17 protein-coding genes are annotated in these 12,953 nt (G+C 36.3%); all 17 read left to right on the forward strand.

The window, feature by feature from the left end; translation table 11 throughout:
- Positions 1–2 precede the first annotated feature (2 nt).
- The 17 genes from cobC (at position 3) to recN (ending at position 12,872) form a co-directional block, all read left to right on the forward strand.
- Entirely contained in the window at positions 3–641 is a 639-nt protein-coding gene (gene cobC / locus QZR70_RS01625; protein WP_295792630.1) for an alpha-ribazole phosphatase, read from the forward strand.
- A complete protein-coding gene (locus QZR70_RS01630) occupies positions 641–1,339 on the forward strand; it encodes a pseudouridine synthase (protein WP_295792632.1) in 699 nt (232 codons plus the stop codon). The genes cobC and QZR70_RS01630 overlap by 1 nt, the downstream gene beginning before the upstream one ends.
- A gap of 70 nt (positions 1,340–1,409) precedes the next feature.
- Positions 1,410–2,483: a Xaa-Pro peptidase family protein gene (locus QZR70_RS01635; RefSeq protein ID WP_295792634.1), complete on the forward strand. Its 1,074-nt coding sequence runs from the start codon at positions 1,410–1,412 to the stop codon at positions 2,481–2,483.
- A 15-nt stretch (positions 2,484–2,498) separates the two neighbouring features.
- Positions 2,499–3,056 (forward strand): elongation factor P, encoded by a 558-nt coding sequence (efp, locus tag QZR70_RS01640; RefSeq protein ID WP_005386642.1) that lies wholly within the window; start codon positions 2,499–2,501, stop codon positions 3,054–3,056.
- Positions 3,057–3,191: 135 nt separating this feature from the next.
- Positions 3,192–3,572: an Asp23/Gls24 family envelope stress response protein gene (locus QZR70_RS01645; RefSeq protein ID WP_039969203.1), complete on the forward strand. Its 381-nt coding sequence runs from the start codon at positions 3,192–3,194 to the stop codon at positions 3,570–3,572.
- 12 nt (positions 3,573–3,584) lie between these two features.
- Positions 3,585–3,980 (forward strand): Asp23/Gls24 family envelope stress response protein, encoded by a 396-nt coding sequence (locus QZR70_RS01650; RefSeq protein ID WP_005386640.1) that lies wholly within the window; start codon positions 3,585–3,587, stop codon positions 3,978–3,980.
- Entirely contained in the window at positions 3,970–4,374 is a 405-nt protein-coding gene (gene nusB / locus QZR70_RS01655; protein WP_295792636.1) for a transcription antitermination factor NusB, read from the forward strand. The genes QZR70_RS01650 and nusB overlap by 11 nt, the downstream gene beginning before the upstream one ends.
- Positions 4,374–5,327, forward strand: a complete 954-nt coding sequence (locus QZR70_RS01660; RefSeq protein WP_295792639.1) for a metallohydrolase — start codon at positions 4,374–4,376, stop codon at positions 5,325–5,327. The genes nusB and QZR70_RS01660 overlap by 1 nt, the downstream gene beginning before the upstream one ends.
- A gap of 2 nt (positions 5,328–5,329) precedes the next feature.
- The gene (gene xseA, locus QZR70_RS01665) at positions 5,330–6,553 is read left to right on the forward strand and encodes an exodeoxyribonuclease VII large subunit (protein ID WP_295792641.1); all 1,224 of its coding nucleotides are present in this window, start codon (positions 5,330–5,332) and stop codon (positions 6,551–6,553) included.
- Positions 6,528–6,734: an exodeoxyribonuclease VII small subunit gene (gene xseB, locus QZR70_RS01670; RefSeq protein ID WP_005386632.1), complete on the forward strand. Its 207-nt coding sequence runs from the start codon at positions 6,528–6,530 to the stop codon at positions 6,732–6,734. Before xseA ends, xseB begins: the two co-directional genes overlap by 26 nt.
- Positions 6,735–6,743: 9 nt before the next feature.
- A complete protein-coding gene (locus QZR70_RS01675; protein ID WP_295792642.1) occupies positions 6,744–7,622 on the forward strand; it encodes a polyprenyl synthetase family protein in 879 nt (292 codons plus the stop codon).
- 28 nt (positions 7,623–7,650) lie between these two features.
- Entirely contained in the window at positions 7,651–8,130 is a 480-nt protein-coding gene (locus tag QZR70_RS01680) for a divergent PAP2 family protein (protein ID WP_005386630.1), read from the forward strand.
- Entirely contained in the window at positions 8,127–8,930 is an 804-nt protein-coding gene (locus tag QZR70_RS01685; RefSeq protein ID WP_295792644.1) for a TlyA family RNA methyltransferase, read from the forward strand. The genes QZR70_RS01680 and QZR70_RS01685 overlap by 4 nt, the downstream gene beginning before the upstream one ends.
- A gap of 9 nt (positions 8,931–8,939) precedes the next feature.
- Positions 8,940–9,824 (forward strand): NAD(+)/NADH kinase, encoded by an 885-nt coding sequence (locus tag QZR70_RS01690; RefSeq protein ID WP_105085621.1) that lies wholly within the window; start codon positions 8,940–8,942, stop codon positions 9,822–9,824.
- Positions 9,825–9,851: 27 nt separating this feature from the next.
- Positions 9,852–10,427: a class I SAM-dependent methyltransferase gene (locus tag QZR70_RS01695; RefSeq protein ID WP_295792646.1), complete on the forward strand. Its 576-nt coding sequence runs from the start codon at positions 9,852–9,854 to the stop codon at positions 10,425–10,427.
- A 320-nt stretch (positions 10,428–10,747) separates the two neighbouring features.
- A complete protein-coding gene (argR, locus tag QZR70_RS01700; RefSeq protein WP_024065706.1) occupies positions 10,748–11,203 on the forward strand; it encodes an arginine repressor in 456 nt (151 codons plus the stop codon).
- A 4-nt stretch (positions 11,204–11,207) separates the two neighbouring features.
- Positions 11,208–12,872 carry a DNA repair protein RecN gene (recN, locus tag QZR70_RS01705; protein WP_295792647.1) on the forward strand — a complete coding sequence of 555 codons (1,665 nt, stop codon included), beginning with the start codon at positions 11,208–11,210 and terminating at the stop codon, positions 12,870–12,872.
- The last annotated feature ends 81 nt before the right edge of the window (positions 12,873–12,953 follow it).

The following is a 12,953-nucleotide window of genomic DNA, read 5'->3' on the forward strand; positions in this document are numbered from 1 at the left end:
TTATGAAGACATTATATATTGTGCGCCATGGCGAAACTGATTGGAATAAAATGGGGAAATATCAAGGCATTACAGATGTTCCTCTAAATGAAAACGGTTTAAATCAAGCTAAAGCCTGTGGTGAAGCTCTTAAAGATATTACCTTTGACCGTATATTATCCAGTGATTTAAGCCGTGCTTTGGTTACAGCTGAAACTATTAGAGGTAATCGCACTACACCTATTACAGTGGATCAACGATTACGAGAGCTTAATTTTGGTGACTGGGAAGCTATGCTATTCTCAGATATCGAAGCACGCTGGCCGGGCCTAATTGATGAGATGTATTTGAGACCACATCTTGTCAAAGTTCCAAACGGAGAAAGCTTTAAAGATTTACAAGATCGAGCATGGGCAGGTCTTGAAGAATTTCTTAATGAAAATGATGAAGAGGAAACGCTTTTAGTTGCATGTCACGGTGGAACTATTCGAACATTATTATGTAAATTATTAGATATTTCTATTAGTCATTGTTGGAATTTTAGCCAAGGTAATACTGCTATTAACCGTATTTTCTATAATGGTATGGGCGAATATGATCATAATATTTTGAATTTGCTCAATGATACGGCTCATGTTGAGTTACTACAAGGACATGTATAATGCGACTCGATAAATTATTAGCTAATAAAGCCTATGGTAGTCGAAAAGAGGTACATCAACTCATAAAGGATCAGAGAGTTACCATTAATGGTGAAGTAGCAAGAAAGAAAGATGTTCATGTCGATATTGAGTCTGATGAAATTACAGTTGATGGTCAAATCGTTAATACCAAACAACATTACTATGTTAAATTTCATAAGCCTAAAGGCTATGTTACTGCTGTAGAGGATGCCAGTCATCCTGTCGTAATGGATTTATTGCCCCCTGAATATATAAAAATGGGCGTGGTCCCTGTGGGAAGATTAGACAAAGATACTGAAGGCCTACTTTTACTGACCAATGATGGTGTTTGGGGACATTCTATTATCAATGGCAATAAGCATGTACCGAAGGTTTATTACGTAGAATTCGAAGGTGAGTTAACCGAAGAAGGCATTCAACGTATTAAGGAGGGTATCGTCCTAGGCGATGGAACCCATTGTAAGCCCGCTTTAATTGATGTTTTATCTCCCAAATCTGTACATATTACAATTGAAGAAGGCAAATATCATCAAGTAAAACGTATGATTGGCGCTGCAGGCGGCACTGTTACCTATTTAAAGCGTCTAACCATAGGTCATATAGATTTAACCGGTATTGAAGAGGTTGGTTCTGTACAGGACTTAAGCCCAGATGATATAGAGGCTTTCAAAAAATAGCATAAAATTCTATTCAATATAGGTATTTTATGGTAAGATTAATTGTACTTTATAGACTAGGAGCATGATTATGAATGGTTTAAATCTGCTACAACAGTATATTAAAGAGCAAGAATTAACAGGCGTCATTTTGATGAGCCCTATAAATTTACATTATTTTGCTGGTTTTACTGGTACAACAGGCTTTGCTATCATTACACAAGATAAAGCCTTTATGATTACCGATTTCAGATATACTGAGCAAGCTACAAAACAATGTGAAGGGTATACAGTCATTCAATATGAATCCTCTGTTATGGATACTCTTGTAGACATATTCAATGAACATCATATTCACGAAGGTTTATTTGGTATTGAAGGCAAACAAATGCCTGTTGATACATATGAAACCTTATGTGATACATTAGATGAACGCTTTAATTTTACATCTATCAACTTTGCTAAACTACGAGCAGTTAAGCGTGAAGATGAATTGGAATTATTGCGTAAAGCAGCTAACATAGGTGATGAAGCTTTCGCCGCATTGCTACCACAATTAAAGGTAGGCATGACTGAAAATGAAGCACGCATCATATTAGAATCAGAAATGTTAAAACGTGGTTCTGAGGAACCCTCCTTTGCAACCATTGTAGCTTCTGGTAATCGGTCTAGTATGCCTCATGGTGTAGCTAGCGATAAGGTCATCGAAGCAGGTGATTTTGTTACCTTTGACTTTGGTGCCGTATATAAGGGTTATCATTCCGATATGACTAGAACTATTGTAATGGGGCCTGCCTCTGAATTACAAAAGAAGTTATATAGTATAGTTTTAGAAGCACAAAAACGTGGCGTAGCTGCAGTTCGAGCTGGTATAACTGGCAAAGAACTTGATGCAGTATGTCGTGATTATATTAAAGAACATGGATATACCAAGGAATTTAATCATGGCACTGGTCATGGCGTAGGTCTTGAGATTCACGAAGAACCAGTAGCGAATACTAAATCCGATACGGTATTTACAGAAAATATGATCATTACGGTAGAGCCTGGTATTTATATTACAGGTACTATCGGATTGAGAATAGAGGATAGTGTCATCGTCAAATCTGACGGCTATGAGGTGTTGACACATAGTCCAAAAGAGTTAATTGAAATAGGTGTTTAGAAGGAGAAGAGTTAGATGATTTCCAGTAATGATTTTCGTCCAGGTGTAACCGTTGAAATCGACGGTAATGTATGGCAAGTAGTTGATTTCCAACACGTTAAACCAGGTAAAGGTGCTGCATTCGTACGTACTAAAATGAAAAATTTGCAAACTGGTTCTGTAGTAGAGCGTACTTTCAATGCAGGTGAAAAAGTGCCTAAAGCACATGTTGATCGTCGTCGTATGCAATATTTGTACGAGTCTGATGGCTCCTACACATTCATGGATAACGAAACATATGATCAAGTTGAACTTAACCTTGAACAATTAGGTGATGCTAAAAACTTCCTTCTTGAAAATATGGAAGTATCCATCATGTTCTTCCAAGGTATCGTAATCGGTATCGATTTACCTGTAGCTGTTGAACTTCGCGTAGTTGAAACAGATCCTGGTATCCGTGGCGATACTGCAACAGGTGGTAATAAACCAGCTGTATTGGAAACAGGCTACACTGTAAAAGTACCTCTCTTCATTGAAGTAGATGATGTACTTCGTATTGATACTCGTACAGGTCAATACATCGAACGTGCCTAATACGTATTGATATGTATTGGGGCAAGATCTTTTCATGGAATCTTATTCCCCATATATCCTAACATTTGCACTGTAAGCACTTGTCGTCTATGTAATTATATATAGGGACAAGTGCTTTTTTTGAAAGAGGCCAGTATGACCAAGAAAAATACTGAACTAGAGTCGGGTAAAATTAAGATTAGTGAAGATGTATATGCTACGATTGTCACCATGGCAGCACTTGAGACAAAGGGTATACATCATATGAGCTCCACCTTTAATGATGGTGTTAATACCTTCTTTAGACGTAAATCTGATCATGAAGGTGTAAAAATATCATTTAATGATGAAGGAGCTATTTCCGTTACATTATATGTGTGTATTCAATATGGATATCGTATTCCGGATGTGGCCTTACGTTTACAAGAACGTATAAAAACAGCTTTAGTTTCTTATACAGAAATTGAAGTACAAACCATTGATGTAGTGGTACAAGACATTGTATTTGATGATTTAGTAACACCATCACAGCCTTAGGAGGGTATCTATATGAGTTCAGACAATCAATTAAACTACGGATTAGATATGGATACCATAGATATTGCAGACTCTGTCATCATTGATGTAGCAACAAAAACATTGGCTACGATTCCAGGTATTCATTCTTTAAGCCCTCGCTTTTACGATGAATTAGTAGAGGGAATTACACATGCCTTTGGTCAACGCAGTTTACCAGGTATCAATGTTAAACATCGTAAAGGCTTTATTGAAATCAATATTTATATTAAAGCATTGTATGGGTACAATCTAATTGAATTATCCAAACAATTGCAGTTAGAAATCAAACAAACCTTAAAAAATATGCTTGATCTTGACCATGTTAAGGTCGATGTCCATATTGAAGGTATTGTTAAAGAAAAGGAGCCAACTCTACATGGTAATTAAGCGAAATCGACGTGAAGCACGTCAATACGCATTTCAAATGTTATATGCTAATGAATTTCATGCTGATCAAAATGATGTGCAGTTTCCAGAAGGGCACATGCATAAATCGATGGATAAGGCCTATGCTAATAGCATTATAAATGGTGTATTATCCGCTTCTGAAACAATCGATGCCACATTACAACCATTTTGTAAATCACGTAAAGTTGAAAACTTGGATAAAGTTGACCGTGCTATTTTACGTATTGCTCTATGGGAAATGACAAATGAAGCTGACCCTTTGGAACCATCTATAGCTATCAACGAAGCTATTCAGTTAGCTAAAGACTTTGGTTCTGATTCTTCCTATAAATTAATTAACGCAATTCTAGATGCATATAATAAGAGTAAATAATGAAACGATATTACTTGGGCATTGATACTAGTTGCTACACTACAAGTTGTGCCATTATAGATAGTGACTTTCACATAGTTGGTGAAGCTCGTAAAATCTTAGAGGTCAAACAAGGTGAGCGAGGACTACAACAATCAAATATGGTCTTTCAACATACAAAGGCATTGCCTAAGTTGATATCTGAATTGCCACAACTACCAATCAGTGGTATTGGTGTTAGCGGATTTCCTAGACGTGAGGAAAATTCCTATATGCCTGCTTTTATGGTTGGGCTAGGATACGGACAGACTCTTAATCATTTGATGAATGTACCGCTACACGTTTTCGCACACCAAGAAAATCATATTTTAGCAGCCCTACGAGAATTAAAAACAATTCCAAGTGAACCATTCTTAGCACTTCATTTATCAGGGGGTACTACAGAGCTCGTGTATTGTCATTATAAAGATGAAGGTATATTTGATTCTCATATTATCGGGGGCTCTAAGGATTTACAAGGTGGACAATATGTAGATCGTATTGGTGTTGCTATGGGCTTGCCATTTCCTGCAGGGAAACATCTAGAAGCATTAGCATTACAAACTACAGAATATGATCCGTTGCCATCTTCTGTAAAAGATGGTTGGATTAGCTTTGCTGGCCCATGTAGTGCGGCTATGCGACGTATAAGTGATTCTATGAATGATGTAGAAAAGTCTAATTTGGCGAGAGCTGTGTTCACATCCATAGGAAATGCATTAGAAAAAATGATTACCTATCATTTACCAAATAAACCGGTTCGAACATTGATTGCCGTTGGTGGTGTAATGAGCAATAGCTTACTTCGTCAACGTATGGAGCATTATTGTAGACGTAATCATCTTACATTACATGTAGCACAGCCACAATTTTCTGTTGATAATGCCACTGGCAATGCTTTTGGCGCTGCTTTTTTACAAGAAACTAGAGGATAATCGTGAATGTATTAACCATTACACAATTAAACAATCTTATAAAGCGCACCTTAGACCGTGAATATCTCCTTAAGAATGTCTATGTAAGCGGTACTATTATTAACGCAAAGCGTCATAGTAGTGGTCACATGTATTTCTCGTTAAAAGACGAAGAATCTGCTATTGCTGTTACCATGTGGTCTAGTACCGTTATGCAAAAGGGCCTAGCTAATGCCATTCAGAATGGTTTATTAGTGACTGTAAAAGCATCTGTTAATTTTTACAATAAAATGGGCCGTTTAAATCTTATTGCATCAGATATGCAAATAGGTTCTAAAAGCCCATTACAGCTCGAATTTGATGCGTTAAAACGAGAGTTAACGGCGCTAGGATACTTTGATGACAGTCACAAACAAAGTCTTCCGTACATGGCAAGTTGCATAGGCATTGTTACATCTCAATCTGGTGCTGTATTACATGATATTTTACATGTCAGTGAGAGACGTAACTCACTAGTGCAATTTAAATTATTCTCCGTTCCTGTCCAAGGCAATACTGTGGGACCTGTTATTGCAAGAGGTATTGCTGCTGCCGATGCTGATCCCGATGTAGATGTTATCATCGTTGGTCGTGGTGGTGGATCTATGGAAGATCTATGGTGTTTCAATGATAGATCTGTTGTAGAGGCCATTTATAATGCTAATACGCCAATTATTTCAGCAGTAGGTCATGAAACAGATTATACCTTATGTGATTATGTTGCAGATGCTCGTGGGGCAACACCTAGTCATGCTGCAGAAATGGCAGTGCTTCCTATAACGACATTACAAGATCAATTGTCAGAAAAAGAAGAGTATCTACATGAGTTTATACGGTCTACATTACAACAGAAACGTACCGATTTAACATTGCTCTTTAATCGTAGATTAGGCATTCCAGCTCTACAATTTCTACATAAACAAAAAACACATTTACAAGAGCTTTCACAATCTTTAACCAATGCCACAAAAGAACGATGCAATACAGAGAAACATAGTCTAGCATTGTTATCTCAACAATTAGAGTCTCTAAATCCATTACAAATGATGGTAAAAGGATTTGCAAAGGTTGAACATAAGGATAAACCTATAACGTCTGTTACGCAATTACATCCAAAGGATGATATACGAGTTACACTTGCTGATGGGTATGTTACTGCTACGGTAAAGGAGGCGCACAAAGATGGCCGCATCACTAAAAAGTTATGAGAAAAAATATAAAGCCTTAGAGGATATTGTTAAACAATTAGACGATGGTGATATGACTATCTCTGAACTTTTAACGCAATATAAGAAGGGCTTAACATTAGTAAAAGAATGTGCAGAAATGCTCGATTCTGTGGAAGATGAAGTCCAACAAATTATCGAAGAAGTCCGCATCAGCGAATAAGGAGATTCTATGTTCAAAGACTATTTAGCGTCTAGCAAACAACATATTGAACAATGGTTAGGTGAGGTATTAAGTAGCCCAAATCAAGAATTTAAACCTCTTTATGAATCCATGAATTATAGCTTAATGCAAGGTGGCAAACGAATCCGACCAATCTTATCTAAAGCTGTGTTAGAAATGCTTCATAAGGATCCAGCTGATTATAAGGAATTTCTATGTGCTATGGAGTGCATCCATACATATTCCTTAGTACATGATGATTTACCAGCTATGGATAATGATGATTATCGTAGAGGCAATTTAACAAATCATAAAGTTTATGGTGAGGGTATGGCTATTCTAGCAGGTGATGGATTATTGACATATGCTTTTCAGCTAATGACTACTAATACATCTGCTACACCTCAACAAAAAATTGAGGCCATCCAATGCGTAGCTACTGCAGCAGGTCCTGAAGGTATGGTCGGAGGTCAAGCCTTCGATATGCTTAGTGAAGATAAACATATACCACTTGAGGAGTTAAAGGTTTTACACCGAGGAAAAACTGGGGCTTTATTTAATGCATCTGTAGAATTAGGGCTCATTTTAGGCAATGCAGATACAGCTACAAGAACAGCACTTATGGAATATGCAAATTGTTTAGGATTGTTATTCCAAATTACTGATGATATTCTAGATGTAACTGGTACAATTGAAGAATTAGGAAAAACTCCTGGCAGTGATATTCGCCAACATAAATCTACCTATGTATCCTTACTAGGTTTAGAGGAGGCTAAAAACCAAGCTTCTTTAGTTGGAAAACAGGCTCATGATGCTTTAAACTCTGTTTCTTATGATACATCTATACTAGCTGCACTAATTAATTATCTTTTAGAACGTACTAATTAATTGTTACGACCTGAAGAAGGTATAAATAATGATTGATATATTACCACAAATAGCACACAACTACATAGCGCAAGCCGCATTTTGGGGTTGGTTTACTGCTCAGGCTATCAAATTCGTATGGCAACTAGTTCGGCATGGTAAATTTCGTCCAGAACGATTAGTCGGATCTGGTGGTTTCCCTAGTTCGCATACATCCTTTGTAATCGCTACAACTACAGCCATATATCTGAAAAATGGAGCTTCTGATCTCTTTATCCTATCCTTAGTATTCTCTATTGTAGTCATGTATGATGCATCAGGCGTGCGATTAGAAGCTGGGCGACAAGCTCAAATTCTAAACCAAATTGTAGATTATTTTACAAAGAAAAACATACCTGTTGTCATTACTCGTAAAGAGGCCTTAAAAGAATTATTAGGACATACACCAATAGAGGTATTTGGAGGATTAATCCTCGGTATTCTTGTTGCATGTATTCAATTTTATTATATTTATAATGGTGTTATATGAGCAGTAAAGAACGTTTAGACATACTCCTCGTTAACCGAGGACTTTTTGAAAGTAGAGAAAAGGCAAAAGCGGCCATAATGGCTGGCCAAATCTTCATGGATACTACGCGTATTGATAAAGCAGGTACAAAAATTCCTGTAGATGCCAATATTGTAGTAAAGGGCAATACGTTGCCTTATGTTAGTCGCGGTGGATTAAAGTTAGAAAAAGCCATTCAAACGTATCCTATCAACTTACAGGATGCTGTTATGGTTGATATAGGTGCTAGCACAGGTGGTTTTACAGATTGCGCCCTACAAAATGGTGCATCTAAAGTCTTTGCCATTGACGTAGGCTATAATCAATTAGCTTGGAAGTTACGTCAAGACCCACGTGTTATCAATATGGAAAAGCAAAATATTCGCACTGTCACACCAGAACAATTAGGTGAACTGGTTGACTTTATTTCCATAGATGTAGCATTTATCTCTTTAGATAAAGTATTACCTGTAGCTACTACATTGTTAAAAGATACAGGATCTCTGGTTGCTTTAATTAAGCCGCAATTTGAAGCTGGCAAAGAAAATGTTGGCAAAGGTGGTATTGTGCGCGACCCGGAAATCCATAAAGAGGTTTTACATCGTATCTTACACGTTGCTCATGATTGTGGATTATATAATCACGGCTTAACGTTCTCACCAATTAAAGGCATGGAAGGTAATATTGAGTTTTTAGGTTATTTTAAAAAGTACGAAGAAGGGGCTTTAGCTATTGATGATGCATTAATTGATACAGTAGTTGCAGAAGCCCATTCATTATAGGAGATTACTATGCGTATCGGATTCTTCCCAAACATGGGGAAAAGCAATATTATGGCAGTTCTAAAAATGGCTGCACATATTTGTAAAGATGAAGGTATCGAAGTATTTTTGCCAGATGATCTCGAATCAGATGCACCTGCACGAGTACTTAAGATTCCTGAAACTCATATTTTAAGTCGTCCAGAAATCTTTAAACAAATTGATATTGCCTTTAGTTTTGGTGGTGATGGTACCATCATCCATTTGGCACGACAAATTTACCCATATAATGTACCTGTTTGTGGTATTAACCTTGGTGAACTAGGCTTTTTAAACCAAATTGAAGTTCATCAAATGCAAAGTCATATTAAACGTATTGCAAATGGTGATTATAATATAGAAAAACGTGGACATTTATATGCATATATTGACCGAAATAATGGTAATGAAGAAGAATTAGTACCTATCATTAATGAAATTGTTATTACCCGTGCAGAACCAGCTAAAATGGCACGTATCAATATGTCCATCAATAATCAACATACGCAAATGTATCCTTCTGATGGCTTGATCATTTCTTCTGCCACAGGCTCTACAGGATATAATCTATCTGCAGGTGGTCCTATTATGAAGCCTGATAATAGATCAATTATTGTGACTCCTGTAGCACCACATCTTATTCAAGGCGTTTCTCTTGTATTGGAAGAGCATGATACAATTCAAATCACCATGCCAGAACGAGAGCCTCAATTACATATCTGTATAGACGGTACATTTGACTATACGTTTACCAATAAAGAAACATTACATATAAGCTCCAATCCAGTATATTGCTTATTCGTACGTTTTAAAGATCAATGTTTCTTTGGTACATTATTTAAAAAATTAGCCTCTCGTCGTGACGAGTTGTTATAATACTAAAATCTCAAGTGGGGTGATTTTGTGATTAACATTAACAATGCTGTTCAGTTTCAACATTTAATCTGGGATCGAGTAATGAAGCACGCTAATGTTGTAGTAGATGCAACATGTGGTAATGGCCATGATTTATTATATCTAGCAGAGCGAGCAAAAAAAGGCTGTCATTTATATGGCATCGATATTCAAATGAAAGCTATTAATAGTAGCCAAGAGTTATTACAGTCAAATGATATAGCTGAAGATGTGAGCCTAACATTTATCCATGACTCCCATGATCGTGTATTAGCTAATCAGTTAAAAGATGAAGTAATTGATTTAATGATTTTTAACCTAGGATATTTACCGGGTGGCGATCATCAAGTTATAACTAAACCGCATCAAACAATTGACGCTATAAAAGAGGGTTTAGAAAAATTATCTAAGTCTGGAGTTATCACAATTGTTGCTTACCCTGGAACAACAGAAGGGTTAGAAGAAATGCAGATCCTTAAATCGTATTTAACAGATTTAGAACAGAAATTGTATAATGTATGTCATTGGCATCCAATGAATCAAATAAACAATCCACCTGAGTTATTTATATTGCAAAAACGATAAAACGAGATATATCTTTATTCATTATGAATAAAAGTCATAAGAAACATGTAAAAGCCCCTTTATAGGGGCTTTTATTTATACATGCATATTATTCTAGTTTTAAATTATTAATTTCGTATAAATAGATGAAGCCTATAGGCTATGTGTTTGTACGTCCTCAATCTATAGAATGTTAACGTTTTTTTAAATATAAATATAATATGCATAACTAGTATGAGATATGCGATTTATACCATATATTAATTATGAATATATGGTATAATAATAGCAGAAAGATACTATTCTCTTTTATGTGCAAGTTTTAAAAAAGGGAGTTTAAAATGAAACGCTATCGCTATAACAAAATTAAAGAAATCGTGCAGTCCAAGGCGATTGAAACTCAGGAGGAATTAGCAGCGGCCTTATTAGAAGAAGGTATTGAGGTAACGCAAGCTACTGTTTCTCGTGATATTAAGGAATTGATGTTAATCAAAATTCCTACAGGCGATGGACACTATCGATATGCATTATCTCCAGAAGAAAATGTAGTTCTATCTCGTAGTCGAATCAATCGATTATTCCAAGATTCTCTAATTAAGGTAGATCATAGCTTGAATCAAGTTGTATTACATACAATTCCTGGTTCAGCTCAATCCGTAGCATTTTCCATTGACCATGCAAAATGGTCTGAAATTATTGGTACATTAGCTGGTGATGATACAATTTTGTTAATTGCAAAATCTGAAGCTGAAGTTCCAGCAATTTTGGCGAAAATTCAAGATTTAATGAAGGACTAAATAGATGTTAACGCAAATGAGCATTCGCAACTTTGCGTTGATTGAGCAAATGAATATTTCATTTAATGATGGCATAACTATCTTTACCGGCGAAACTGGGGCAGGGAAATCCATATTAATGGATGCCTTTAGTATCCTTTTAGGAGAACGCGCAAACAGCGAGTTCATTCGTCATGGTAAAGATAGTTTTGTTATAGATGGAATATTTGATATTGCCGATCACCAAAGTATACAAGAGCTATTAGAATCAAAAAATATTATGGTTGAGGAAGGGGAGTTAATTCTCTCCCGGTCATTTAACCGCAATGGTAAATCTACCATCTTAGCGAATGATCAACCTATACCATTAAAAGCATTAAAAGAAATTGGACAATATTTAGCTGATATTCATGGTCAATATAGTAATCAACTATTATTAGATGCCGACACGCATCATGAATATTTGGATACCTATAATAAAGAGGGACAAAAGGCTTACAAGACCTATTTAGATGCCTATAAAGTGTATAAGCAAGCCAAACAAGATGTAGATCATTTACAAGAAAATATGTCTGAACGAGCACGAGAGCTCGATATGCTGCGATACCAAATCGATGAGATTGAAGAAGCAGGACTAACTATCGGTGAAGATGTTTCTATTGCAGAGGAATTAAAACGACTCGATAGTTTTGAACATATTGATAAGGTATTAGGTTCTTGTTATGATGCCTTTTATAATGGTCGCCAACCATTACTAGACACAATCAACTCCATTAAGGTAGAAGTTAATGATCTTGTAAAGTATGATGGCGAATTGAAAGAAGTATCTGAAATGGTTGACTCTGCTTACTTCCAACTGGAAGAGGCTGCTCAATCGTTAGATCGTTATAGAGATACTATTAGCTATGACGAAGAACGCTATAAGTATTGCCAAGATAGAGATACAACTATTTACGGCTTAAAGAAAAAATATGGTGAAACTGTAGAAGAAATTTTAGCATACGAAGAAAAGGCACAAGCTCGTTTAGAGGAACTAGAAGGCCTTGTATTTGCCCAAGACGAATTAGAAGCTCGTCTTGAAGAGGCGAAAAAGGTAGCAGAAGAAGCTTTAACAGTTTTACGTGACATACGTCTAAAAAATGCAAACATCATTGCTAACGCTCTACATCAGGAATTAGTAGATCTAGGCATGCCAAAAGGGGAGATTCAGTTCCATATAGAGGATGGGGACGGATTATCTCCTTTAGGAGCGAAATCTATTGAACTACTATTCTCTGCCAATAAAGGGGAACAATTGTTACCACTTCACAAGGTAGCCTCTGGTGGTGAGTTAGCTCGTATTGCGCTAGCCTTCAAATCTGTCTTCCGTACTGATACGTTCAAAACAATGGTATTTGATGAAATTGATGTTGGTATCAGTGGAGATATAGCTTTAAAGGTTGCTGAGAAAATTCTACATCTCTCTAAGACAAATCAAGTATTCTGTATCACTCATTTACCTCAAACAGCAAGTATTGCAAAACAACATTACCATTTGGCTAAAATTGAGCAAGATGATCGTACAGTTTCAACATTATCTGTACTTAATGAGGATGAACGAGTTACGCAAATCGCTTCAATGATGTCTGGTCGAGGTATGTCGTCAACAGCATTAGCAGCAGCTAAAGAACTAATTGACCATTTTAATTGACTAAAATCGCATAATTACTTATACTAATAGTATTAAGTGAATATGTTGATAGAGGTGCGAGTATAAATAGTAATCATGAGG

Source organism: uncultured Veillonella sp., from assembly GCF_900545205.1.
GTDB lineage: Bacteria > Bacillota > Negativicutes > Veillonellales > Veillonellaceae > Veillonella.

What these genes read in the sequence shown, in the direction of transcription:
- cobC (WP_295792630.1), top strand. Translation starts at nt 3, where the DNA reads ATGAAGACATTATATATTGTGCGCCATGGCGAAACTGATTGGAATAAA.
- QZR70_RS01630 (WP_295792632.1), top strand. Translation starts at nt 641, where the DNA reads ATGCGACTCGATAAATTATTAGCTAATAAAGCCTATGGTAGTCGAAAA.
- QZR70_RS01635 (WP_295792634.1), top strand. Translation starts at nt 1,410, where the DNA reads ATGAATGGTTTAAATCTGCTACAACAGTATATTAAAGAGCAAGAATTA.
- efp (WP_005386642.1), top strand. Translation starts at nt 2,499, where the DNA reads ATGATTTCCAGTAATGATTTTCGTCCAGGTGTAACCGTTGAAATCGAC.
- QZR70_RS01645 (WP_039969203.1), top strand. Translation starts at nt 3,192, where the DNA reads ATGACCAAGAAAAATACTGAACTAGAGTCGGGTAAAATTAAGATTAGT.
- QZR70_RS01650 (WP_005386640.1), top strand. Translation starts at nt 3,585, where the DNA reads ATGAGTTCAGACAATCAATTAAACTACGGATTAGATATGGATACCATA.
- nusB (WP_295792636.1), top strand. Translation starts at nt 3,970, where the DNA reads ATGGTAATTAAGCGAAATCGACGTGAAGCACGTCAATACGCATTTCAA.
- QZR70_RS01660 (WP_295792639.1), top strand. Translation starts at nt 4,374, where the DNA reads ATGAAACGATATTACTTGGGCATTGATACTAGTTGCTACACTACAAGT.
- xseB (WP_005386632.1), top strand. Translation starts at nt 6,528, where the DNA reads ATGGCCGCATCACTAAAAAGTTATGAGAAAAAATATAAAGCCTTAGAG.
- QZR70_RS01675 (WP_295792642.1), top strand. Translation starts at nt 6,744, where the DNA reads ATGTTCAAAGACTATTTAGCGTCTAGCAAACAACATATTGAACAATGG.
- QZR70_RS01680 (WP_005386630.1), top strand. Translation starts at nt 7,651, where the DNA reads ATGATTGATATATTACCACAAATAGCACACAACTACATAGCGCAAGCC.
- QZR70_RS01685 (WP_295792644.1), top strand. Translation starts at nt 8,127, where the DNA reads ATGAGCAGTAAAGAACGTTTAGACATACTCCTCGTTAACCGAGGACTT.
- QZR70_RS01690 (WP_105085621.1), top strand. Translation starts at nt 8,940, where the DNA reads ATGCGTATCGGATTCTTCCCAAACATGGGGAAAAGCAATATTATGGCA.
- argR (WP_024065706.1), top strand. Translation starts at nt 10,748, where the DNA reads ATGAAACGCTATCGCTATAACAAAATTAAAGAAATCGTGCAGTCCAAG.
- recN (WP_295792647.1), top strand. Translation starts at nt 11,208, where the DNA reads ATGTTAACGCAAATGAGCATTCGCAACTTTGCGTTGATTGAGCAAATG.